The sequence below is a fragment of the Saccharopolyspora sp. NPDC045839 genome, from assembly GCF_056431645.1.
The window spans coordinates 272521-296534 of record NZ_JBWKKH010000003.1; the positions used below are offsets into that span (position 1 = coordinate 272521).

General features: G+C 68.2%; 22 protein-coding genes. 16 read left to right on the forward strand and 6 right to left on the reverse strand.

What is annotated here, in order from left to right; translation table 11 throughout:
- Nucleotides 1–350: 350 nt before the first annotated feature.
- From AC07EQ_RS06780 to AC07EQ_RS06790, 3 genes are all read left to right on the forward strand, one after another.
- Nucleotides 351–806 (forward strand): VOC family protein, encoded by a 456-nt coding sequence (locus tag AC07EQ_RS06780; RefSeq protein WP_478386957.1) that lies wholly within the window; start codon nt 351–353, stop codon nt 804–806.
- 238 nt (nt 807–1044) lie between these two features.
- The gene (locus tag AC07EQ_RS06785; protein WP_478386958.1) at nt 1045–1809 is read left to right on the forward strand and encodes an SDR family NAD(P)-dependent oxidoreductase; all 765 of its coding nucleotides are present in this window, start codon (nt 1045–1047) and stop codon (nt 1807–1809) included.
- Nucleotides 1810–1899: 90 nt separating this feature from the next.
- Nucleotides 1900–2505, forward strand: coding sequence for a class I SAM-dependent methyltransferase (locus AC07EQ_RS06790; RefSeq protein ID WP_478386959.1), 606 nt, complete (start codon nt 1900–1902; stop codon nt 2503–2505).
- 256 nt (nt 2506–2761) lie between these two features.
- Here the strand turns inward: AC07EQ_RS06790 and AC07EQ_RS06795 are convergent, their stop codons facing one another.
- The gene (locus AC07EQ_RS06795) at nt 2762–3265 is read right to left on the reverse strand and encodes an Rv0361 family membrane protein (protein WP_478386960.1); all 504 of its coding nucleotides are present in this window, start codon (nt 3263–3265) and stop codon (nt 2762–2764) included.
- Between the two features lie 559 nt (nt 3266–3824).
- Between AC07EQ_RS06795 and AC07EQ_RS06800 the strand changes: the two genes are divergently transcribed.
- Together AC07EQ_RS06800 and AC07EQ_RS06805 are read left to right on the forward strand one after the other, a co-directional pair.
- Nucleotides 3825–4487, forward strand: a complete 663-nt coding sequence (locus tag AC07EQ_RS06800) for a DsbA family protein (RefSeq protein WP_478386961.1) — start codon at nt 3825–3827, stop codon at nt 4485–4487.
- Between the two features lie 515 nt (nt 4488–5002).
- Nucleotides 5003–6241 (forward strand): MFS transporter, encoded by a 1239-nt coding sequence (locus AC07EQ_RS06805; RefSeq protein ID WP_478386962.1) that lies wholly within the window; start codon nt 5003–5005, stop codon nt 6239–6241.
- 58 nt (nt 6242–6299) lie between these two features.
- Here AC07EQ_RS06805 and AC07EQ_RS06810 read toward each other — a convergent pair whose 3' ends face one another.
- Together AC07EQ_RS06810 and AC07EQ_RS06815 are read right to left on the reverse strand one after the other, a co-directional pair.
- Entirely contained in the window at nt 6300–6641 is a 342-nt protein-coding gene (locus AC07EQ_RS06810; RefSeq protein WP_478386964.1) for a LysM peptidoglycan-binding domain-containing protein, read from the reverse strand.
- Between the two features lie 201 nt (nt 6642–6842).
- Nucleotides 6843–7790 (reverse strand): leishmanolysin-related zinc metalloendopeptidase, encoded by a 948-nt coding sequence (locus tag AC07EQ_RS06815; RefSeq protein WP_478386965.1) that lies wholly within the window; start codon nt 7788–7790, stop codon nt 6843–6845.
- A gap of 286 nt (nt 7791–8076) precedes the next feature.
- Here AC07EQ_RS06815 and AC07EQ_RS06820 point away from each other — a divergent pair, with 286 nt between their 5' ends.
- The 5 genes from AC07EQ_RS06820 to AC07EQ_RS06840 all read left to right on the forward strand — a co-directional run bounded on the left by AC07EQ_RS06820 (nt 8077) and on the right by AC07EQ_RS06840 (nt 13334).
- Nucleotides 8077–8793 carry a LuxR C-terminal-related transcriptional regulator gene (locus AC07EQ_RS06820; protein WP_478386966.1) on the forward strand — a complete coding sequence of 239 codons (717 nt, stop codon included), beginning with the start codon at nt 8077–8079 and terminating at the stop codon, nt 8791–8793.
- 61 nt (nt 8794–8854) lie between these two features.
- Complete coding sequence (locus AC07EQ_RS06825; RefSeq protein WP_478386967.1) at nt 8855–9826, forward strand: DNA/RNA non-specific endonuclease; 972 nt, start codon at nt 8855–8857, stop codon at nt 9824–9826.
- A 149-nt stretch (nt 9827–9975) separates the two neighbouring features.
- Nucleotides 9976–10740, forward strand: coding sequence for a hypothetical protein (locus AC07EQ_RS06830; protein WP_478386968.1), 765 nt, complete (start codon nt 9976–9978; stop codon nt 10738–10740).
- 147 nt (nt 10741–10887) lie between these two features.
- Nucleotides 10888–12207 carry a hypothetical protein gene (locus AC07EQ_RS06835; protein ID WP_478386969.1) on the forward strand — a complete coding sequence of 440 codons (1320 nt, stop codon included), beginning with the start codon at nt 10888–10890 and terminating at the stop codon, nt 12205–12207.
- A gap of 248 nt (nt 12208–12455) precedes the next feature.
- Entirely contained in the window at nt 12456–13334 is an 879-nt protein-coding gene (locus AC07EQ_RS06840; protein WP_478386970.1) for a hypothetical protein, read from the forward strand.
- A gap of 69 nt (nt 13335–13403) precedes the next feature.
- Here AC07EQ_RS06840 and AC07EQ_RS06845 read toward each other — a convergent pair whose 3' ends face one another.
- From AC07EQ_RS06845 to AC07EQ_RS06855, 3 genes are all read right to left on the reverse strand, one after another.
- A complete protein-coding gene (locus AC07EQ_RS06845; protein WP_478386971.1) occupies nt 13404–14048 on the reverse strand; it encodes a hypothetical protein in 645 nt (214 codons plus the stop codon).
- A 202-nt stretch (nt 14049–14250) separates the two neighbouring features.
- Nucleotides 14251–15813 (reverse strand): alpha/beta hydrolase, encoded by a 1563-nt coding sequence (locus tag AC07EQ_RS06850; RefSeq protein ID WP_478386972.1) that lies wholly within the window; start codon nt 15811–15813, stop codon nt 14251–14253.
- Nucleotides 15814–15822: 9 nt separating this feature from the next.
- Complete coding sequence (locus tag AC07EQ_RS06855) at nt 15823–16116, reverse strand: hypothetical protein (protein WP_478386973.1); 294 nt, start codon at nt 16114–16116, stop codon at nt 15823–15825.
- Between the two features lie 131 nt (nt 16117–16247).
- Here AC07EQ_RS06855 and AC07EQ_RS06860 point away from each other — a divergent pair, with 131 nt between their 5' ends.
- From AC07EQ_RS06860 to AC07EQ_RS06885, 6 genes are all read left to right on the forward strand, one after another.
- Nucleotides 16248–17411, forward strand: coding sequence for a sensor histidine kinase (locus tag AC07EQ_RS06860; RefSeq protein ID WP_478386974.1), 1164 nt, complete (start codon nt 16248–16250; stop codon nt 17409–17411).
- Nucleotides 17399–18088 (forward strand): response regulator, encoded by a 690-nt coding sequence (locus AC07EQ_RS06865; RefSeq protein ID WP_478386975.1) that lies wholly within the window; start codon nt 17399–17401, stop codon nt 18086–18088. The genes AC07EQ_RS06860 and AC07EQ_RS06865 overlap by 13 nt, the downstream gene beginning before the upstream one ends.
- Nucleotides 18089–18788: 700 nt before the next feature.
- Nucleotides 18789–19715 (forward strand): aromatic ring-hydroxylating dioxygenase subunit alpha, encoded by a 927-nt coding sequence (locus AC07EQ_RS06870; RefSeq protein WP_478386976.1) that lies wholly within the window; start codon nt 18789–18791, stop codon nt 19713–19715.
- On the forward strand, nt 19715–21445 hold the full coding sequence (locus AC07EQ_RS06875; RefSeq protein ID WP_478386977.1) for a PDR/VanB family oxidoreductase: 1731 nt from the start codon (nt 19715–19717) through the stop codon (nt 21443–21445). The genes AC07EQ_RS06870 and AC07EQ_RS06875 overlap by 1 nt, the downstream gene beginning before the upstream one ends.
- Before the next feature lie 10 nt (nt 21446–21455).
- The gene (locus tag AC07EQ_RS06880; protein ID WP_478386978.1) at nt 21456–22082 is read left to right on the forward strand and encodes a glutathione S-transferase C-terminal domain-containing protein; all 627 of its coding nucleotides are present in this window, start codon (nt 21456–21458) and stop codon (nt 22080–22082) included.
- Nucleotides 22079–23980 (forward strand): solute carrier family 23 protein, encoded by a 1902-nt coding sequence (locus AC07EQ_RS06885; RefSeq protein WP_478386979.1) that lies wholly within the window; start codon nt 22079–22081, stop codon nt 23978–23980. The genes AC07EQ_RS06880 and AC07EQ_RS06885 overlap by 4 nt, the downstream gene beginning before the upstream one ends.
- The last annotated feature ends 34 nt before the right edge of the window (nt 23981–24014 follow it).

Below are 24014 nucleotides of genomic sequence, written 5' to 3' on the forward strand. Positions count from 1 at the left end.
CAGCTAGCTCCGTCATTCCGGGGCCGAATAAGGCTGTCAAAACCAGGTGCACCCTGGCGCCCCGCACCGACACTTCACAGTGTCGCCGGGTTTCGCCGCCCTGAGAAGAAAAGGGCCGGCTGCCCACGGCGAACCGCCTTGCCGGAGGCAGGTCCGTGAGCACCCGGTCCGCGCAGCACCGGCTTCCGCGCCCGACCCAATGCGCGACGGACCTGGAGGCAGCACGATGACGTAGCGACCGATCCCGTACTCCACGAGCGCCGCGACTGACGGTCGCGATCAGCTGGAGATCGATCCACACCGCTGGGACGATCAGCGGCTCGCGACCGAACGATCGTTAGGAGACACCAGTGACGGACCATGACGATCTTCCCGCACCACAGCAGGGGCTGATCGTGACGCACTTCCTGACCGTGCGTGACGTCAGCGTCTCGCGAGAGTTCTACGTCGACATCTTCGGTGGGCAGGTCGTGCTGGCCGAGAACCCCACCATCGTCCGGATCGCCAACAGCTGGATCATCATGAACCCCGGAGGCGGACCCACACCGGACAAACCAGACATCAGCCTGACCCCGCCCCAGCCTGGGGACCCGGTGTCGGCGTTCCTGAACATCCGAGTCGCCGATATCGCCGCGTTCTATGCCGACGCCCGCGCGAAAGGCGCGCAATTTCTGACAGAGCCCAAGGACCGCAAGGCCGAGTTGCGGTGCTATCTCCGCGACCCGGACGGGTACCTCATCGAGATCGGGCAGGCCACCGGAATGCTGCACGGTGTCTTCGCCGACCGGCCCGCCCCTTCGAGCTGATCCTCTTATGCACGCGCCTCGTGCGCGCGCAAATCACCGTCGAGCAGCGCGTCGGCGGCGCGAATCCCACGCGTGGCTCGGGTCTGATCGGCCTGCCCCTCCGCACCCCGCCCATCCCGGCCGTCGAAGGCTGGGCGGCGAGCAGAAGTCAGGCTCGCGCACATGTGTTCTGTGGACGAAGGGCCATGTGACCGGGGCTTGAGCACGGGGAGCATCGGCGAGCGGGGAGGGATGTCTCATGGGGCGGCTCGACGGGAAGGTCACCGTGATCACCGGCGGCTCCGAGGGGATCGGAGCGGCCACTGCCCGGCGTTTCGCCTCGGAAGGTGCGACCGTGTTCGTCACCGGTCGACGACAGGCCGAGCTGGACACCACGGCGAAGACGATCAACGCGCAGAACGACCGCGGACAAGCCATCGCCGTGCAAAGCGACGTGTCCTCGCTCAAGGATCTCGACCGCCTTTACTCCCGGGTCGGGGACCACAGCGGCCGCATCGACGTGCTGTTCGCGAACGCGGGTGTGGCCGAGCTCGCTCGGCTGGAGGACGTCAGCGAGGAGCATTTCGACCGCATCTTCGACGTCAACGTCCGGGGGCTGCTTTTCACGGTGCAGAAGGCGCTGCCGCTGCTGTCGGATGGCGCGTCGGTCATCCTGACGTCGTCCATCGCCGCGTCCAAGGGCGTCGAGTCGTCGAGCGTCTACAGCGCCGCCAAGGCCGCCGTTCGCAACTTCGCGCGGACCTGGGCGGTGGAGCTGGCAGGGCGCCGCATCCGGGTCAATGCGGTCAGCCCAGGTCCGATCGAGACTCCGATGTTTTCGGGCCTCGTGGCCGATCCGGCTCAGGAAACCGACTTCAAGGACGCTCTCCTGGCCGGCATGCCCCTCGGCCGGCTGGGCGACCCGGAGGAAGTGGCCGCAGCCGCGCTTTTCCTGGCGACCGATGCCAGCAGTTTCACCACCGGCGCCGAACTCTTCGTCGACGGAGGACTCGCCCAGGCCTGAGCCGGCCCGGACGACACGCGCCGGCCGACCTTCGAGCTCGAACACCATCTCGCCGTCCAGCACATAGCCGAGGCCGGGAAGAATGCAGGCATGGTTGAGCAGAGCATCTGGATGCAGAAGGTCACCGCCGACCCCGCGCACTCCACCTGGTACGTCGAACGCTTCCGTTCCATGGCTCGCGCCGGCGACGATCTCGCCGGGGAAGCCCGTCTCGTGGACGCCTTGGTGCCGCGCCACGCCCGCATCCTCGACGCCGGCTGCGGCCCCGGCCGAGTCGGCGGCCTGTTGGCCGAAGCCGGCCACGACGTCGTCGGCGTCGACGTCGACCCGGTCCTGATCGAGGCCGCCGAGCAAGACCACCCGGGACCGCGCTGGATGGTTGGCGACCTGGCCGAACTCGACCTTCCAACCCGGGGCATCACCGCACCGTTCGACGCGATCGTCTGCGCCGGGAACGTGATGACCTTCCTCGCACCGACCACGCGCGGTGCCGTGCTGAAACGACTCCGTGCGCACCTCGCGCCGGGCGGCCGGGTCGCGATCGGCTTCGGCACCGGCCGCGGCTACGAGTTCACCGACTTCTTCGAGGACGCGACGGCAGCAGCACTCGAGCCCGACCTGCTGCTGTCCACTTGGGACCTACGTCCGTTCACCGACGACTCGAGCTTCCTCGTAGCCCTCCTCCGCGGACGATGAGCGCCGGGCCAACCGACCACGCCCGCAGGAGAGCGAGGCGGCGGGCCGATGAACGCCGGCCGATCCACGGCACCCTCGCCGTAGACGCGGTAGCCGACCGGGATCCGCTCAGCGGACAGCAGCCCACGAAGACGACCGAGTCACCCGATGTGCGGTGCGGGGCCCGGCCTTCAAGAAGGCCGGGCCCCGCTCCGTCCCGCGATGCGATCGGCAGACGACCACTACACGTGAGGCGCCTCGCGGATATCCATGCCCCTCAGACGCAAAGCTTCCAGTCGCCGCTTTCCTTGATCAGCTTCAGTTCTGAGCTTTCCGGTGCCTGCCCGGGAAAAGTCGACTCGACGGTGGCACTGCCGGAGTCCCCGTTCTCCTGGACGCTCTTCACCGAGACCTGAACCGCCTTGAGCTGCTCCAAGTCCTCCGGCTTCGCCGTCTTGAGGAACTCTTCCTTCACCTGCTGCAGCTGTTCGATCTGCGGCATGGCCTGCTCGCACACGATGGGCCGGTAGTCATCCGCCGTGACGCTTCGGGGGTCCTTGGTCTCCTTCATCGAAAGTGCCACGTAGTCTTCGGCGGCCGATTGCGCCGAACCACCCCCGAAGAGCATGAGGCCAACGCCGGCACCGCCGGCCAGAACCACGACCGCCGCAGCAACGCCGACGATCAGTCCGGTCTTCCGCTTTCCCGCTGCGGGGGTCGCATCAGATTCTTCCGGCTGCTCGTGAGCTGGCGGCTCGCCCTCCTCGGCCTCGGCGAACACCGGGTGATCATCCGAGGACGCAGAGTGTCCCGAGTCCTCGTTCTCCGGCTGCTCATCCAAGCCGCTCTGGTCGGGCTCTTGCCGTCGAGATGTCATACAACCCTTTCTGATGCGATCGTGGAACTACCTCTCCCCTGTGTACGCGACCGTGCCCGCCGGTTCCAACGCTCCATGAGCATCCTCGCGATATCCACGGTCCCCGAACCAGGAGCGGCCGCCTCGCCCACCGGGACCTACTACCGCCCTTGAGCGCAAGACGCCACAAGCGCACCTGCGCCAACAGGCGACTGGGTGGCCGCTCCGCCAGCCGCTCATAGATACATGGCGATGCGCGCATACGTGACTCGGCCTTCCCGTGACCACACCCGCTAAAAGGGGCATACCGAGCATCCCGGACTCGATCGGCTACTCTACTACCCAGCTTAGTACGATACGCCCACAGGCAGTGCCGCGATGAAAGCCGACCGGAACCGGCACGCTTCCACGCTCGCACCGTCCGGCTGGACGCCTCTTCCGCAGGGGCGACCGAGGCACAAGCCCGACCGCTAGAAGGTAGGTAATGAGCAGGAACCTCCAGCTGACCCTCGTTGTCATCGGGGTAGCCGCCGTGGCGATCTTCACGTTGTTGGTCGTGAACCGGCCCGCTCCCCCCGCGGAATCCTCACCGCCGGTTGCCGGCGCGGTGCCCGCGGAAGTGCTGGTCCGCCCGGACAGCCATCACCTCTCCACGTCCGCCGACGGGAAGGTCACGCTGGTCGAATTCCTCGACTTCGAGTGCGAGGCGTGCGGTGCGGCATACCCGGCGCTGGAGCAGCTTCGCCAGGACTACGGGGGGCGAATCAACTACGTCATCCGCTACTTCCCGGTCCCCAGCCACCGCAACGCCGAGCTCGCCGCCCGCGCCGCCGAGTCCGCCGCCATCCAGGGCAAGTTCGAGCCGATGTACCAGGCCCTCTTCGAAAACCAACGGCTGTGGGGCGAGAGGCAGGAGTCCCAGGAACAACTCTTCCTGGACTACGCACGCAACATCGGCCTGGACATGGATCGCTTCCGCACCGACTTGAACGATCCGACCACGGCCGAACGCGTCCGGAAGGACCAACTCGACGGGCTCGCCGCCGGAGTGGAAGGCACGCCGACCTTCTTCCTCAACGGCGAGCAGTTCACGCCGAACTCCTACCAGGAACTCACGAACGCCATCGATGCCGAACTGGCGAAGTAAGGGACTTCACCCGGGATCTACCTTTGGACGGCTATCCGCTGCTCGCCGGAACCGCCAGCGCCGCCGGCCTCCCGCACGCCAGCCGCGCTCCCAAGACCCCCAAAGTCGTCGTCATCGGTCTCGATGGCGAGCCACGGCGGCGTCACCTCCCCAGAGAAATCGACCTTCATCATTGCCAACGGCAGTGGCTTCGCCGCGGGCTCGACTCGCACCGACACCGCCATGGCCGGCATCGCCCCGACCGCCCTCACCCACCTCGGCATCGCCATCAACCCCACGTCGCACCTCGACGCGACCGTGATCACAATCCGGCGCCATCGCCCGCCGCCGCGATGGCGGCGCAGCGGGCCTCCACAGTGGAGTCGGGCCGGGGCAGGCCCTCGCGCCGAGAGCCTTATGATGATCTTCGGCCGAGAGCCGACCCTCTCTTCGCCACCGCAACCGGCGCAGCGAACATCTCGCGCCGACACACCCAGTCATCAGCCTAGGCATAGGGGCGCATGTCCTCTTTCACCGTGTCCGCCAGCGAGCGGACACTGCCGATCCCCACCGTCGTCAAACCTGTGGTGCGCCCGATATGGTGGCAAGTCCTGGAGGTCGCGGCACTCGCGCTGGCCGCGTTCAACGCTCGCACCGCGGTGACCGCGGTCGGCGCGGCATTGCCCGAGATCCGCACGACGCTGGGTCTCAGCACGACAACGGTGGCGATCCTCACAGCACTGCCCTGCCTCTGCATCGCCGCGACGACACTCCTCGTGCCGCCCCTCCGCCGCCGCAGCGGCACGCAGACCAGCGTGGTGGTGTTCCTCGGCATTCTGCTTGCCGGCCAAGCAGTGCGCATCACCCACGGCCAGTGGCTGTTGCTCGCAGGAACCATCCTGGCCTGCTGCGCGATCGGAGGCCTGCAAGTCCTCCTACCCGCCGTCTGCCGGCAGATCGGTGGCCTGCACACCGCCGCGCTCACGACATTGTCGGCCAGCATGATCGGAGCCGGAGCGGCCACGGCGACCGCGATCACTCCCTGGCTGACCACCCTCCGCGGATGGCGCACGGGACTGGGAATCTGGATCCTTCCCGTCGCGGCCGCACTCTTCCTCTGGATACCGCTGTCGCTGGCCCGAACGACACGCGCCGCATCACCACCACGGACGCCCCGCTACCGCCGCTCTCTCCTCAGAAGCGCTCGAGCCTGGTACCTGACCCTGTTCATGGGTCTGCAGTCGTTGCAGGCCCTTTCCCTGCTGTCCTGGCAGCCGGTCCTCCTACGAGCCACAGGCGCCAGCGCCGTCCAAGCCGGCGCTCTCAGCGCGAGCAGCCTCGTGGTCAGCATCGTCGCCTCCGTGGTCATCACCGCGTCCTGCTACCGCAGCACCACACGCATCGGCATGTGGATGGTGCTGACCACCTGCAGCGGAGGTCTCGGTCTGCTGGGACTCCTCACCGCTGCGCCCGCTGCTCCCTTCCTGTGGGCGGCACTGCTCGGCGTGGGCATGGCCGCCCTCGCCCCCGCCCTGGCCGCCATACCCGCACACGCCACCGGAGACGACGAAACGACCCGGTTGTCCGCGATGGCCCAAGGCTATGGCTACCTGCTCGCTGCAGTCGGCCCCGCCCTCATCGGCACCCTGCGCGACGTCACCGGCACCGTTGACTGGGCACTCGCCGCGCTCCTGTTCTTCTGCCTCCTGCAGCTCCTCTTCGCCGCACTCGCGGCTCGTCGCCCCTACGACCTCGGCGCCACGGCGACCGTCTGACCGCGCGAGCCGACGGTGCACGAACGGCGATGTCGTCGGCTGACGAGGTTGCGGCCGGTCACTCCGCCTCGGCCGTCGATGCGCCTCGTGGGAGCGGAATGCAGATCGTCTGCCCGATGTGGATGACGTCCGGGTTGGCGATGTGGTTGTAGTACCCCAGGCGCTGCCACTTCACGTTGTGCCGCTCACCGATCTCGGAGAGCGTGTCCCCGTCCCGCACGGTGTAGGTCTTGCACACGTTCGCGTTCTTCGACAGGCGCAGTGGTTGGCCGGGGAAGATGAGGTTCGGGTTTTCTATGTTGTTGATGCGCTGGAGTTCCTTCCATGGAACGTGGAACCATTCGCCGATCTCGGAGAGCGTGTCGCCCTCCTGCACCGTGTAAGTGTTGCAGTTCGTCATTGCTCAGCCTCCTCGTGGTTAGCTGCGCGCCCGGCGCACAGACGCCTCGTGTCCATGTAAGGCGCAGCCCGCGTGCTGCGGCAATGAGCAGCGGGATCCATTGAGGATCCACCTGGCCACGAACATGGCCGGTGTGCCGCAAGAGCCGGGCACTGCTTTCGGACGGGACCCGAACCGACCGGTTGACGCTGTGGAAGGTCCTTACCTCGTAAGGCTTTCGGCCGGCAGTTCCATCGGGACCGTGGGGAGCATGATGCCCAGGTCGACCGGGGCGGCGTGCGAGACCAGCGTCCCCTCCTCGGCGAGCTCTAGCAGGTTCGGGAGGGTGTAGGCCTCTGCGGCGTCCATGTCCACCTCGTAGCCGAGGTCCTTCAGGCTGGCAACCGTGACTCTGCTGAGCGGATTGTGCTTCGCCGCGATGAACCCCGACATGAGTTCGCTGCGGAAGATGGTCTCGCGCCAGTGACTGCCGCGAGTGCCGGCTCCGCCGGTGTTCTCCACCGGAACAGCCCGCGGCCGGCCGTCGCGCAAACGGCCGTATTCCTGCTTCGCGTCCCGGCCGGTGAATGTGGGGTTGTCGCTGTCCTCGTCGGCGAGCAGGCCCTTGCGGGACCACAGCTGGCCGCCGACGCCGAGCGCATGACCCATCTCGTGGGTGATCACGTCGTCGAGCGTGCCCTCTTCTTCCATCTTCTCCAGGTCATCGGTGTCGAACGACATCGCGCCCTTCGCAGGCAGGAAGGCCGAGGCGCCTGAGCCGGCCGTCCGGATGTGCGTCGGACCGGCCTGGCCGAGGATCCTGCCGGGACCGTCGATGCGCACTCCTTGAGCGAGGATGAGGACGTCATCGATGACGTCACCCTCGATTTCGACCTCCGGCAGATCACCCACGATGACGCGGACCCACCGGTCCGCGGCCTGGGTGAACGCGGCCTGCTGCACCTCGGTCAGCCCGCCGAGGAACCGGACCTCGATGGTGAACGGGGACTCGGTTGCGGCAATCGCCTTCGCTTGACCTGCATCGGCACGGGCGGTGTAGACCGTGCGAATACCCGTCGCACTTTTCGTCATGGCGAAAAAATCCTCCGCGAATAGGAAATTCGGCAAGGTCTGGAATATTCCTTTCCAGTCCGGATGCGTTTCGAACATGGCACCACTTCCAGCGTCGGCGCAACGGCCGAAGGTCCTGGCCGGTTTCCCGAAACCCTTTGCACGACAATGATAATCTCGCTCTGGCCTGCGGAAGATCGAGCGGCCGCGAGGACGAGGAGTCGCGGCTGTCCTGACCTCGCGGCGACGTTCGAGGACCAATTGCCATACCCGACACAGGCCTCGGCCCGGTATCGTGAACCCGAATCGGGCGTGCGATACCGAGCGGCCAACTGAAGGGTTCTCGGCCAAGTGCCGCGGTGGCGCGGCGCTGGGGTGGTTCACAATGATCGAGCTCATCATCGTCGCCGCGACGAGGTTCTACCGGGAAGGGTTGGCCCTTGTCCTCCAGAACGTCGACGGATTCGCGGTCCTCTCCACCCTTGCGCGGCCGGAGGAACTAGAGCCGGATCTGACCGCGCGCAAGCGCGCAGTGGTACTGCTCGATATCGCCGACTTGCCGGACGGTCCCAGCGTCGTGATCTCCTTGCTGGCGAGGAACCCCGGCCTGCGGATCATCGCCTTGGGCGTGTCCGATCAGGAACATGACGTCCTTGCGTATGCCGAGTTGGGCGCGGCAGGTTACCTGACACGGGACCATTCGATCTCCGAACTGATCCGGACGATAGAGAGCGTTGCCAATGGGGAGTTGCGTTGTTCGCCGCGCGTTGCCGCTGCCCTGTGCCGCAGGGTGGCCGAGCTGTCGGCGGAGTTGCAGCCCAGCCCGAACGCGGAGGTCCTGAGCCGCAGGGAAGCGCAGGTGGCCGTGCTACTGGAGCAGGGCTTGTCCAACCAGGAGATCTCCCGGCAGTTGTGCATCGCCTTGGCGACTGTGAAGAACCACGTGCACAACATCCTGGACAAGCTGGGGTTGCGGGGCCGTGCCGCGGCCGCTGCTTGGGCCCGGCAGCAACGCCTGGATCACTCCGTCCTTGTTCGTTCCACGCTGCACCAGGCCTTTCCGCCCAATGGCAGGCACCACTCCGACTGCCGCCCGGATTAGCCCCCGGGAGGTTTCACGGCGCAGCCGGCTGCCACCGGACCACGAATCGAAAGGCCTGATCATGCAACCACGACACAAGCTGTCCGTTCCACTCAACATCACGGTAGAAGTAGGAGCATCGGCCACCGTCGAGGCCGCTCAGGTCGCGCACCTCGATGGCGCGCCGCTCGAAATCGCCCGACCCCGCTCCTACTACGAGGGCTACACCGGGTACGACCCCGAATTCCTCGGTCGCGGATTGCCGCTACCGGAACTCTCCGACGAACAGCGCCGCAATGCCGCGAAGATCAACAACGCCCCGCCGGGCCGAGATCCCACCGTCCTCCCGTACACGCACTTCAGCATCGTCGTGAACCGGCGCCGCCAACTCGCCTACTACACGGTGGTGAACATCGACGGCAGCAGGAGCGCCGGTTTCGAACGGCAGGCGGACAAGTGGTACTTCGACTCCCGCATCGCGGAATCGGAGCAGATCGGCGAGTCCCTCTACCGGCGCAACGCGCTGGACCGGGGGCATCTCGTCCGGCGGCTCGATCCGGTCTGGGGAGACGACCTGGCACGAGCGAACGACGACACCTTCCACTTCACGAACTGCGCGCCGCAGCACGAGAAGTTCAACCAGGGGACAGAGCTCTGGCAGGGTCTCGAGAACTTCATACTCGAGAACGCCGACCTCACGGACAAGAAGATGACCGTGTTCACCGGCCCGGTCATGACCGATGACGACCCGCTGTACAAGGGCGCCCGGCTCCCCCTGGCGTTCTGGAAGGTCGTCGGCTACTGCAAACCCGATGGCGCGCTTCGCGTCTCCGCGTACATGCTCGAGCAAACGCAACTCATCGAAGACATGCTCCCCTTCGAAGCCGTCTTCGATGCCGGAACGTACCGCATCTCGCTGGAACGATTGCGAGAACGAGCGGGCCTTGACTTCCAGTACCTCGAACCGCACGAAACCCCGTTGACGTCCGACGGGCTCGAAGCGCGAGCGCACAGCATGCCGTTGAAGGACGACTACTCGAACTTGGTGCTCTAGCTCGAGGAACGGGCGCCGATAGGTGAACACGCCTGGATCCCGTTTGGATCGATGTGCTCATTGCTGTCGCCCACGTGCCACCGGCTTACTGGTCGTGCCCGCCCGCGTTCCGGCGAACGGGCAGCTGCACAGCGCGAGTGGAGGAAACCATGCGATACCGCCCGATCGATCGAGATCCAGACGACGTGCGCCTGGGGCGTTTCCTCCCCGACGATTGGCGCCACGTCGAGAACTACCCGTTGACCGCCGCGAGCCGACCCGCACAGGTACCGGTGGTGATCGGTGTCAACTGGTACACCGAATTCGACCGCCCCCAAGCGGGCGAGGACGGCGTTCCGTTCGTGGCCCGGGAGGGGGCGAAGTCGCTCACCAGGATTCGGGGCGGGCACGCCGTGTGCCTGGAACCCGGCGGCGAACCGGACCGCGGGCAGTGGTGGAAGTTCTACGACCAGGGAAGCGAGGGCGCCTGCGTCGGATTCGCCTGGAGCCGGTGCATGACGATCCTGAACGACGAGTTGTACACGGCCTGGTGGCTGTGGGACCGGGCCAAGGACCGCGATCAGTGGCCCGAGACCAACCCGGGCGATTCCAACGGAACATCCTGTCGCGCCGCGGCCGAGGTATTGGCCTCGGCAGGGCACGTCGACTGGGAGAACTCCCACGCCAACGACGACCACACCAAGCGCGCCCGCTACGTCGCCGACGCGGTCGACGGCATCAAGGTGTTCCGCTGGGCGGCATCGGTCGACGACGTGCATGCCGTGCTCGGCAACACCCGCGCGGACGAGCTCGGTGCCGTACCGATCCTGAACTCCTGGGGCACCGACTACCCGCACCGGGTGTGGATGCCGGACGAGGTCCTGGATCGACTGATGCGGGAGGACGGCGAAATCGCCGTACCGACCGACCGCTAGCCCCACCGGGACCAGCCCTTGAAGTCCGGCGCGAGCCGTGGGCCGCGTGCTGGACCTGCTGGATCCCTTGTAGTTCCTCGAGAATCGTTTCTTCGTGATGGGAGTGGTCAGCCCGGTGTGACGTCGCCTGCGGCTCGGGGAGGAGACATGGAGTCACATCTCGGCGATGTGCCGTACTGGGAGGCCGAGTTCGATGCGAAGGGCGTGCTCCGCCAGGGCGGAAATCTGCCCGAGACCACCGCGACCGCGGGGCTGCGCGAGCTCTTCGTCTTCAGCCACGGCTGGAACAGCTCCTTCGGCGGCGCACGTGACCTGTACTCGACGATGTTCGGACTCATCGCGGGGATGCTCTCGGCCGAGCAGAGGGCGAATACGGGGTTCGTCGGCGTGCTGTGGCCCGCGTTGCTGTTCCCCGAGGATGCCCCGGCCGACACCGGCCCACCGGTCCCGCGGTCGTCGGCGACGCACGACTTGGGGGCCCTGGTGTCCCCACAGCCCACCGGAGAGATGTCCACCGGTGCCGACCTCGCGAAATCGCTCGCCCCTGCCTTTCCGGACCAGGAGGAGCGGCTGGAGCGGATCGGCCGGCTGCTCGACCGGCAGCCGCAGGACCGGGACCGGCTCTTGGAATTCCTCCGCCTGGCGAGAGGACTCGTGACCACTTCCAGCAACGCACCGGAGGACGCGGGAGAGGCAGCGGTGATGAGCGCACCACCGGGACGGGTGTTCGACGCGATGGCGGCCCTCGCACCGGTCGACGGGGGAAGTGAGCAGGCGTTCAATCCGTTCGGGCGGATGTGGCGGGGAGCGCGAGAGGCGTTGCGGGTCCTCAGCTACTACGAGATGAAGGAACGCGCCGGGGTGGTCGGTCGCGACGGCCTCGGCCCCCTGCTCGGACAGCTGGCGCACACCATCCCCGGCGTGCGCGTGCACCTCCTCGGCCACAGCTTCGGTGCCCGGCTCGTTTCGTTCGCCCTCAAGGGGCTTCCGCCTGAGCGGCGTGGTGCGAACAGCCCGGTCAAATCCCTGTACCTGTTGCAGGGCGCCTTCAGCCACTTCGCGTTCGCACCGCGAGCTCCGGTGCGGGACGGCGCCGGCGTGCTGGCCGATTGCGCCGACCGGGTCGACGGCCCGCTCGTGTGCACGTTCAGCGAAGCCGACCGCGCGGTCGGCTGGTGGTATCCCAACGCCAGCAGGCTGGCCTGGCAGGGCGCCGAGCTGGTGGACCGGATCAACTACCGCTGGGGAGCGATGGGCTACGACGGCTACCAGCAGAGCGGAGCCCGGACCGTCACGATGGCCCAGCAGGGCACGGACTACGGGCTGCAGCCGGGCGTGTTCTACCGCCTCGACGCCAACGACGTCATCAAGCGGAACCTGTCCTGGTTCGCCCAGGCTCACTGCGACATCCGGCATCCGGAGGTGGCGTGGGCTGCGGCCTCGGCCGCCCGATCGCTGTGCAGGTGAGAGCCGTGAACACCGCGCGAAACACCGGTCAGGACGCCGCTTCACGACGAGGCTCTGATCGGCGATGGCCTTGGGGGTTCAGAGCGCTCGCCCGCACGGACGAGCTGAGGGCATTCGTGGACTGGGCGGAGAACTGCTCTGCGCCGAGCGAGCTGTGCACCGAGAAGTCGGCGGCCCATGCCCGCACCCACCTGGAGTGCGCTCGGCGAGATGTCCGCGGCGCTTGGTGGCCGCGGCGGGCTCACGCGGTGGACAGCGCGCTCGCCCACATCCACGCGGCCCACGTCCTCGTTCTCCAGATCGTTTCCCTCGAAGATCTCCACGGCATGCTGGCCGACCTCCTCATGCTGATCGAGGCGAACCTGCCGCCCGAGGACAGACGCCGATCGTCCGTCGAGAGGATCTTCAAGAGCTCCGAGGGCGGAAGACTTACCCAGTCGCAGCGACAGACCGTGATCGATGCCGTGCGCGAGGCGTACCGGGTTCAGCGGCGCGAGGTCGTCCGCGAGCGCAGTTTCGCACAACTCGTGTGGTGTTGGGCCATCGGTCTGCTGGGCATGGCCATCACGATCGCGTTCTTCACCGCCTTCATCCCGACACTGCTGCCGATCTGCTTCGGGCCCACTCCCAACATGCCGTCAGCGGAAGTAGTCGAGCCACCCCGCGGACTGATAGTCGTGTGTCCTCTCGGCCAGCATGCGTTCACCGGAAATCTGGACTTGAGCTCGGAATTCGCCGCATCGAGTGGCGACTACGCAGTCGTCGAGACAGTCGGGTTCGTTGCGGCGGCGGTGACCGCTGCCGCAGCGCTGCACCAGCTCCGGGGCAGTCCGACCGCGTCCAACGTGCCGCTCGCGCTCGCGTGCCTCAAGCTTCCCGCCGGTGCCTTGACAGCCGTGCTCGGGCTCCTGCTCATGCGCGGCGAATTCGTCCCCGGGTTGACGTCCCTCGATTCGTCGGCGCAGATCATCGGCTGGGCCGTCATCTTCGGAGCCGCACAGCACCTGTTCACGAAGGCCGTCGACGCCCGAGGCCGGGAAGTCATGGAGGCGGCGCCACGTCCGCAGCCCGCGACCGCGCCCCAAGGGGCGCCGGCGCAGCTGGAACCTCTCCACGGTCGTGCGTGAACCACGCCCGCCAGTACCGCGACCAGTACCGCACCGCCCGGGCCACCCGGCTTTTGACGGCGATTTCGCTCATCCGCCCACCAGCCAGGTCTTCCGGAGTCTCAGGGCGCGTTCGGTGGCGGCGATGGCCCCGGCGATGGGCAGGGCGATCTTTGCCCACGGGGGGAGGTGAATCGGTGAGGTGAACGTGCCGATGTGCTGGGCGACGACAGGGATCCGGGTGAGCCCCTCTACCGCCAGGGAAAGGCTGACGGCGATTCCGGTGAGGAGTACGGCGATGGCTGCTGCGCCGATGAAGGCGCTCGTGCGGGGGAACCGGTGGTCGAACCTGGCTCGCAGTCCTTCTTGCGAGCGAGGGTGTGGGCGCAGCGTGTGTTCGCTGCCGTCCTCGGTGACGTAATGCATGCGTTTCAGCCCGTACTGGCTGGTGGCGACCTCGATGACGCCGCCGGGCACCGGGAACGCCACAGGAAGGTTGGCGCGATGGACCTGAACACCGTCGCGGTAGAGCGCGGCAGGGCTCTTCTTGGTCGTGCTGTCCGCCATGTGCCGTACGTCGACCTCGAAGACGTGACTGCTCCCCGAATGGTGTGGGAGTTCGAGGACGAACAGCGAACGGGAGAACAACTGCCAGATGCGGTACTCCTTGAGTGCGCTCCCGTCGCCGGGCTTGACCTTGGCGAGCTGCCAGCGCCGCCGGTACTTCTTGAACATTGTTCCCTCCTCGCGGGTGCTCCCGCTACGGCGCGAAGCCCCGCCGTTTCGATCCACGTCGACGACCGATGAGCGCGAACGGTGGTCCGGAGCCGTGCCGGCACTTCGAGCCACCGAGTTCTTCCAGCCCGCCGGGCCGGGCACCGGGGCCCGGCGCGGGGCAGTCCCACCGCCGCCGGGTCCCGGTCGGCCGACGCATCGGCTACGCGGTGCAGCGGGTGTTGTCGGGCGGGGTCTGCAGGTCGATCAGGTAGTCGGCGACGAGGCCGTCGACGCACTCGCTCTGGCCCAACAGCGCGATGCCGTGCTGGGCGCCTTCCACGGTCAGCAGGCTCCCGCCCAGTACGCGGGCCAGGTTGACGCCGCCCTGGTACGGGGTGGCCGGGTCGCCGGTGATGGAGATCGTCAGCGTGGGCGGCAGCACGACCGGGCCGGTGACCCACGGCTGCGGCAAGGTCGGCGGCTGCGGCCAGGCCTCGCACTCGTGGTGCGATTCCTGCACCGGTCGGCCGGACGCCATGACCGGGGCGGCTGCGCGGATCTGCCGGGCGAATTCGGTCTGCTCCGCGGGTGTGCGACGCGGCGAGTCCATGCACCGGATCGCGTAGGCCGCGTCGCCGGAGTTGTTGTACCGGCCGTCGGGACCACGTCCGAAGGCGCTGTCGCGCTGCGCCAGCAGCACGTCACCGCGTCCGGCGGCCAGCTCGGCGAGTCCTTCGGTGATCTTCGGCCACAGCGACTTGGCGTACAGGGCGCTCATCACCGCGTTCATGAGGTCGTCGTAGGTCAGACCGCGACCGTCCGCGGTGGGTGCGGGGTGCTCCAGCAGGGGCCGCGCGATGGCCTGGAACGCCTCGGTCGCCCGGGTCGGGTCGGTGCCCAGTGGACAGTCGGCACTGGTGGCGCAGTCCGCGGCGTACCGCTCGAAAGCCTTCTGGAATCCCGTCATCTGCACGAGGTGGAACTCGGTGGTGGTGAGGTCGGGGTCGAACGCGCCGTCGAGCGCCAGCGCACGCACGTTCTGCGGGAACGCCTCGGCGTACATCGCGCCCAGCTGGGTCCCGTAGCTCATGCCGAGGTAGGACAGCTTCTCGTCACCCAGCGTCGCGCGCAGCACGTCCATGTCCCGTACGACGTCGCTGGTGCCGAAACTGGCCAGCGCCTGCGGACCACCGGAGCCATCCGCGCAGCGCTGCGCCACCACCCGCGCCTCCTGCTCGTCGGCGACGTCCGGCACGAGCGCGCCGGAGAAGCCTTCACCGCGGTCGTGCTCGGCGTCGGTGTAGCAGTCCGCCCGCGGGGTGGAGGCGCCCACGCCCCGGGGATCGAACCCGATCACGTCGAACCGTTCGCCCACCGGCCCCGCGGCCCACAGCGGCCCCAGCTGCGCGACGAAGTTCATCCCCGAGCCACCGGGACCGCCCGGGTTGACCAGCAGTGATCCGATCTTCTGCCCGCGCGCCTTGACCCGCAGCAGGGCGACCTGTCCGCGCGGCCCGTCCGGGTCGGCGTAGTCGAGGGGGACCTGGACGCGCGCGCAGTCGTAGCGGTCGTCGGCGAAGAGCTTCTCATCGAGCGCCGTCGTCGCGTAGGGCGCGCACGGCTCGAATGCGACCTGCTGGTCGTAGAACTCCGCCAGTTCTCCCGTCGGCGCCGAGCCGGGCGGCCCCGATCTCATCTCGAACGGCGCCGGCGCGGCACAGGCGCCGATGAGGACCAGCGACGCCGCACCCAGGGCCATGAACGTCGAGCGAACACGAAACACGATTTCTCCTCAGAGACAGGTAGACGTCGGCGGCACGGTCGACCGTGCCGCCGCGGCGAAACCGGCGATCCCGGCCACCCCGGGGATTCCGGCCAGGGCCGACTCCTGCACGACGGGGCCGAGCGCGGCCTCGTGCTGCTGCAGCAGCGGTGGGATCCGGTAGGCGGCCATGATGGCGGGACCGATGACGATCTCCGGCCAGTCGGGACGGGCGACGGCGCTGTCGGGCTCCGTCCTGGCTGCCGGGGTGCGACGCGGACGGGCGTGGCCCGCGGCGTGGCTGGAAGGGGGCATTCCGGGCATGCCGTGGACGGTAGGGACGCCACCCGGAGGTGCGGATCGATCGAGAGGCTCGGATCGCCTGACCGAAGTCGGAGTGGGCCTCGTCCTTCGGGTGGAGGTGGTGACGCGCAGGCCTGCCTAGGCTGGCCACGATGGACGACACAGCAGGCACGCGGCGAGGGGCGGTCCGGGACCGGATCGCGGACGGCGGGTTCATCGTGATCGCGGCCTTGGCCGGGTTCTACGTGGCCGAGTACCGGTGGGGGAACCCGGGAACGGCGCCGCTGTGGGTGCTGCACCTGGACCACGTCGCCGGTGTGCTCGGATGCCTCGCGCTGTGGTGGCGGCGCCGCTACCCGGTGGCGCTCGCCGTCGCCCTGATCGTGCTGGTCACGTTCTCCGAGTCGGTTTCCGCTGCCTCGCTCATCGCGCTGTTCACCGTGGCCGTCCATCGCTCGGCGAGGGCCACTGCGGTGCTGGCCGTGGGCAGCGTGCTCTCGATCGGGATCTACCTGGTGCTGCGGCCGGAGCCGGCGACGCCGCTGTCGGTCATTCTCGCCTTCATCGTCATCGTGCACGTCGCGGTCGTCGCGTGGGGCCTGCTGGTCCGCAGCCGGCGGCAGCTCATCGCATCGTTGCGCGAACGGGCCGCTGCGGCCGAGGTCGAGGCCCGGCTGCGGGCCGAGCGCTCCCAGCACGAGGCGCGCGAGGCCCTCGCGCGGGAGATGCACGACGTCCTCGGCCACCGGCTGTCGATTCTCAGCGTCCACGCGGGCGCGCTGGCCTACCACCGCAGCGCCTCGCCCGAGGAGGTCGCCCGCGCCTCGGAGGTGGTCCGGGAGAACGCGCACCGCGCACTGCAGGACCTGCGCGAGGTGATCGGCGTGCTACGTGCCCCGGTGGGCGAACTCCCGCTGCCGGGCGTCGAGGACGTCGTCGAGCTGATCGACGAGGCCGAGCGCGCCGACACCGCGGTGGAGTTGCGGGACGACTCCGGGGTGACGACCGGCGGGCGGGCCGTCCCCGCGACGGTGGGCCGCACGCTCTACCGGCTCGTGCAGGAAGGCCTCACCAACGCCCGCAAGCACGCGCCCGGCGCGCCGGTCGTCGTCCGGATCACCGGTGAGCCCGGCGACCACCTGGCCGCCGAGATCGTCAACGAGCGGCCGTCCGCGTCCTCCGCGCAGCCCGCCGGTTCCGGGGAGGGGCTGCGCGGGCTGGCCGAGCGGGCCACGCTCGTCGGTGGCCAACTCGAACACGGACCGACCGGTTCCGGCGGATGGCGGGTCCGAATGCGGCTACCGTGGCCGGCGTGACCGATCCCGCACCGACCGTCGACGTGCTCGTCGCCGACGACGACCCGATCGTCCGCTTCGGGCTGACCCTGATGCTGCGCGGCGCCCCCGACCTGCGGGTGGTCGCCGAGGCCGGCGACGGCGCCGAGGCGGTGGAGCTGGCCGACCGCCACTCACCGGACGTCGTGCTGATGGACATCCGGATGCCCGGCACCGACGGGCTCGCCGCGACCGAGACGCTCCGCAGCCGCCCACAGGCGCCGCAGGTCGTCGTGCTCACCACGTTCGACGCCGACGCGCACGTGCTGCGCGCCCTGCGGGCCGGGGCAGCCGGATTCCTGCTCAAGGACACCCCGCCGGACGAGCTCGTCGTCGCGATCCGGCACGCGGCGCAAGGACGTCCGGTGCTCTCACCGGAAGTGACCCGCCGACTCATCGATCGCGTCGCCGGGTCCGAACAGGACACCCGTCGCGACGCGGCACGCCGTCGGCTCGACCTGCTCGCCCACCGGGAACGCACCGTCGCGATCGAGATCGGCGCCGGGCGGTCGAACTCCGAGATCGCCGCGCTCCACCACCTCGGCCTGGCCACGGTCAAGACCCACGTCTCGGCCATCTTGACCAAGCTCGACCTCAACAACCGCGTACAGGTCGCCCTCCTCGTGCACGACGCCGACATCGACTCGCAAAGCCGGTGAGCGCGGCCCGGCCTCGGCCGGGGAACCACGACACCGCGTCGGCAGGCCCGTGGAGGAGGCAGCAGCAGGCCGGCCTCCGCGATCCGCGTGGTGCACAACGTCTTCGGTGCGCGCGAAGTGAAGCGCGCCGAGCCGATGGCTCGATCGCGAGCCACCCGTCGAGTCCTCCATGCCCAGCATCGTCCACAAGAGACAGTCATCGGATGCATCCCGGGACGAACCGGTGACGCTCGCCGCCGTCCAGCGCATTGCAACGCAGTCCAGGGCAACGCGATCCTCCCACTTCCCTTCCCATGCCGGCGCCAGGACAGCCCGCCTGAACGCCGTACAACGAGATTTGCATGGGCGCTTCAGCTTCCCCACAACGAATTTCGCATCGTGATCGAGCACGAAGTCCGGCCGCGTTGCCCGCCTCGCGTTGCGGCACGCAGTACTGGTCCACCATGGAGGAGATCGCGTTGCCGATGCGGCATTCTGCCGACGCCGTCGATGCTGTCCGCCCCAGCTCGCATAGCGGAACGCCCCACCAGAAGAGCGATTCGGGGGTTGCCGCCCCACCATTGGTACTGCTAGCTTTCCGCTCGGCACCAGTCCGGGAGTGATTGACGCCGGATCCGTGGTCGAGGATTCGACCTCCGGAGCGGGGCGGCTTTCTCCGCCGTCACCCCTCCACTCCCGGCCTCTTGCGAGGAGGCCTGTTTTGGCTCCGCTCACTGCCGATTCTCCTGACCGACCGTGCGACGACCAGGTCCTGCTGGACCTGTGGCATCCGATGGGGGCCATCGAGACGATGCCCCGGAACCGCGTGTGGCACGACCAGCTCCTCGGCCGTCCCCTGACAGCAGGTCGCTCTCCTGACGGGACGCTCTGGGTGTGGAAGCGAGCGGCGAACGATCCTCCGGCCGGGCCGTGGCCCGCTGAAGGACCACCCGCGGCGACCTTGCCGGTACTCGAGCAGTACGGCTACCTGTGGACGTCGCTCGGTACGCCTCGACCGTTGTTCCACATCCGCGAAGCCGACGAGAACGACCGGCGCCTGCTGCACGCGGGTTCGGTCACGTTGCACACATCGGCGCCGCGCAGCATCGAGAACTTCCTCGACATGGGGCACTTTCCGTTCATCCACACCGCCGTGCTGGGCGAGGAGCCGCACACGGAGGTCAAGGACTACAACGTCGAGGCATCTGTCGCCGACCAGGAGATCCTCGCGACCGATTGCGTCTTCTACCAGCCGCAGGCCGCGGCCAACAGCACCGGTGGGGCGGAAGTCGCCTACGAGTACCGGGTGCCGCACCCCCACTGCTCGGTGCTGTACAAGTCGAGCGCGATTCAGGAGGAGCGGTTCGACGCCATCGCCCTCTTCGTGCAGGCCCTCGACCAGGAGCACATCCGCGCCCACATGTGGCTGTGCCTGCTCGACGACGACCAGCCCGACTGGGCGCTGCGCCGCTTCCAGGTGTCGATATTCGGGCAGGACAAGCCCATCCTGGAAAACCAGCTGCCACGTCGGCTGCCGCTGGATCCCAGGGCGGAGACGCCGATTCGCGCCGACAAGTCCTCCGTTGCCTACCGCAGATGGCTTGGCCAGTTGGGCGTTCGCTACGGAGTCATCCCGGGAGCCGCCTGATGCGCGGGGACTTACTGCTGCGTGCAGCCGATGCGTGGTATCCGGTCGCGTCCGAGAGCGACCTCGTCTACCGGCACGTGTTCCAAGGTCAGCTGCTCGGACAGGAGCTGGCCATCTGGCGCGCCGACGACGACCACGTCAACGTGTGGGAGAACCGCTGTCTGCACCGCGGCGTGCGGTTGTCGATCGCGGTCAACGACGGGCGCGAGCTGAAATGCCAGTACCACGGCTGGCGGTACGCCAATCGCACCGCAGCCTGCACGTACATCCCAGCCCATCCCGCCGACGCACCGGCGAGGACGATCTGCAACCGCACATACCCGGTTCGGGCGCGCGGGGGGATGATCTGGACCACCGTCGGTCGACCAGTTGATGAGCCGCCCGAACTCGACCCGGGTCTGGTGCTACGACCGATGCCGGTGTGCGCACCGCCTGGCGACGTGGTGACCCTGCTCCTGGAGCAGCCACCGGCCCCCTCGAACACTGAGCCGCCGGCGGCGAGACGGCGCGGCGATTTCGGCGTCGAGCTGCCGGGACTGGGCTTCTTCGTGGTGCAGCCGGTGGACGCCGGCCGGGCGATCGTCCGGGGCGTGCTGGACGCCCCCGCACCTCCTGCGGGTGAGCGATTGCGACTCCTTCGGCAGTTCGATGATGCCCTGGCCCGGTTGCGGGACATCGCCGAGGAACGGGCAGCGCACGAGCCTGCACCGCAGCCGCTTCCGCCGCGCTACGAACCGGTACCGGCGCAGTTGGCGACATTGCCGGAGAAGAGCGACCGACGCGACCTGCCGACCCGGGTTCGGGTGGTCAGAGCGTGGGACGCGGGAGTCGGCGTCCGCGGCCTGGAGTTGGGGCCGATGGACGAGCATCCGCTGCCCAGCGGTCAGGCGGGCGCCCACCTCGACGTCGCCCTGCCCGGAGGATTGGTGCGGCAGTACTCGTTGGTCAACGGACCTGGCGAGACCGACCACTACGTCATCGGGGTGAAGCGCACCCAGAACTCGGCGGGCGGGTCGGTGGCGCTCCACGAACGGGTGCGCGAGGGCGACGTGCTCGCGGTGTCACTGCCCCGCAACTGCTTTCCCCTGCGGCAAGACCGCGAACGCACCCTCCTGGTCGCCGGGGGCATCGGGATCACCCCCATGCTGGCGATGGCGCAGACGCTCGAGCACCAAAGGCTGCACTACGAGCTGCACTACTTCGTGGCGGACGAAGCTGACGTGGCCTTCGGCGAACGACTGGCCGCCCTCGGCGGCGTCCGCGTCGTCGCCGGCCTGGATCCGGCCGCGACGGAGGCCGAGCTGGAACGACTCCTCGCCACCGCGAACGACGACAGCCAGGTCTACTTCTGCGGTCCTCCTCCGATGCTCGACGTCGCGCGGGATGTCGCACGGCGGAGCGGCTGGTCTCGCGACGCCGTGCATTTCGAGTACTTCCGCAACGACCAGGCGATCGACGACAGCAGCCGCTTCGAGGTCGTCCTCGCCCGCTCGGTCATGAACCTCGCGGTCGAACCCGGGCGCAGCATCCTCGAGACCGTGCGGGAAGCCGGAGTCGTGGTGCCCTCGTCGTGCGGACAGGGCGCGTGCGGCACCTGCCGGGTCGCCGTGATCGACGGCCGGCCGGACCATCAAGACGTCTACCTCGACGATGTGGAGCGGGCGGCAGGCGACTCGGTCATCACCTGCGTCTCTCGTTCGCTGACTCCCCGACTGACTCTCGATCTGTGAGGAGTCCTCGATGATCACCATCTACGACGACGAGACGTCAGCGGAGTGCTACCAGGTGCGGGCGATGCTGGGAGTCCTGGGATCGGACTTCCGCTCGGTGGCACTGGAGGAGTATCCCGGCATCGCCCCGGCCGGACGGCCGGCCATCGTCCTCGTCGATGAGCACTTCAGCCCTGCCGTCGTCGTGCACGACCCCACTTCGGCCCTCCTGTACCTGGCTCGGGTGCACGACCGCGAAGGCGGCCTGATGCCGGCGGATGATCCGGCGCACCTCGCCGCTGTCCTGGATTGGCTGGCATTCGGGCGCTCTCTCACGGCCTCCGCGGGAGCCGCCCGGCGGCACGAGGCTTACGGCGAGCCGTTGGACCTGCCTGCGGCCCAACGAGAGGCCCACCGGTTGCTGCGGATGATGGACCGCCACTTGTGGTTCGGCGAGCAGCAGGGCCGGTACTTCCTGGCCGGCGCGTTCTCCCTCGGCGACATCGCTTGTTTCGGCGACGTGGCCCTCAGCGAGGAAGGCGGTGTCTCCCGCCAGGACTACCCTGCGGTCCGGCGCTGGTGCGACCGCGTCAAACGCGTGCCGGGATTCCCTTTGATGTCCGGCATTTTCCCCGCTGCCGCCGGTCGTGCGGCATGAGTGCCAACGGTCCGGCTCGGCGGGCCGCCGTCGATGAGGTTCCGCCGGCCGGGAAGCTCGTCATCTACGGATTCCAGCACGTGCTGGCGTTCTTCGCCGGTGGCGCGATCGTCATCCCGATCCTGGTGGCGTCGTCGCTCGGCCTCACCAGCGGTCAGCTCGTGCACCTCATCAACGCCGCGCTGCTGACGTGCGGGATCGCCACCATCGTCCAGTCGGTGGGTTTCTGGAAGGTAGGAGTACGTCTTCCCCTGCTGCAGGGCGTGGCGTTCGTCGCCGTGTCACCCATGATCGCCGTCTCGCTGGAAGCGGGTGGCGGCGCGGAAGGGCTTCGGACGGTCTACGGCGCCATCATCGTGTGCGGTCTGATCACCTTCGTGATCGCGCCGCTGTTCGCCCGGGTCGTGCGCTACTTCCCGCCCGTCGTGACGGGCTCGGTCATCACCATCATCGGCCTGGCCCTGCTGCCGGTGGCCGCGGTGAGCGCGGCGGGAGGCGACGGCCCCTCGTTCGACCCGGGCAGCGGCCGGAACATGGCCTACGCTCTCGGCACGCTCGCCATCATCGTGCTCCTGCACAAGGTGTCACGCGGATTCCTGGCCACGATCGGAGTACTGCTCGGGCTCGCGATCGGCACGACCGCAGCCTGGTTGCTCGGCGACACCGACTTCAGCGAGGTCGGCCGAGCCGAATGGATAGGGCTGTCGACCCCCTTCCAGTTCGGCATCCCCGAGCTGTCCCTCGGGCCGATCATCTCGATGATGATCGTCATGTTGATCACCGCGGTGGAAACCACCGGTGCGGTGTTCGCCGTCTCGGAGATCCTCGACAGGCGCGTCCGCGGTGACGACATAGCCCGCGCGATGCGGGCGGACGGCCTCTCCGTGGCCGTCGGCGGCGTCCTGAACTCGTTCCCCTACACCTGCTTCAGCGAGAACGTGGGCCTGGTGCGCATCACCGGGGTGAAGAGCCGCTGGGTGATCAGCGTCGCAGGCGTCTTCATGATGCTGCTGGGTCTGGTACCGAAGTTCGCCGCCATCGTCACCTCCATTCCCGCCCCGGTACTGGGCGGCGCCTCCCTGGCCATGTTCGCCATGGTGTCGGTCGTCGGGTTCCAGATCCTGTCCCGCGTCGACTTCCACGACCACCGCAACTCGTTGATCGTCGCGGCCAGCATCGGGATCGCCATGTACGTCACCGCAGTCCCCGACGTCAAGACGGCCGTCCCGGACTGGGCGCAGATCTTCGTCGGCAGCGGCATCACCCTCGGAGCCATCACGGCTATCGGCCTGAACCTGGTCCTGCACCACCTGGGTCCGAAACGCAGGCGCCCGAACCCCGATCCACCGAACGCAACGCCCCTGCCGCTGGAACGCATCAACAACATGACTCGCGAGGAGTTCAGGACAGGTTTCGCGGCCCTGTTCCAAGGCCCGAGCCAGGCGATCGACCGCGCCTACGAACGGCGCCCCTTCGCGAGCGCGACCGACCTGAGAGCCGCTCTGCAGGAGGCCTACTTCAACTCCAGCAACGACGAACTGCAGCGACTGCTCTTGTGCTACCCCGACCTCGGTGGGCCCTCGGTGGCCTGCGGAGAGACCGGCGAAATGTCCACACGCGACCACTCGACAGCCGGCCTGACCCGGCTACCCGGACATGATCAGGCGCGCCTCGACGAACTCACCCATGCCTATCGGGAGCGCTTCGGCTTCCCACTGGTCATGTGCCTGCGCGACCAATCCCACCTCAAGGAGGTGCTGGACCGCGGAGCGCAACGACTGCACAACACCCCGGCCCAGGAACGCCACATCGCCGTGCTGGAGGTCGCCCGAATCGCCGACTACCGGCTCAGCGACCTGGTAGCCGGGGCGAACCCCGATCGCCGATACCCGGACTGAGGAGTCAACGGGTCTCCCCCGCCGACTTCCTGCG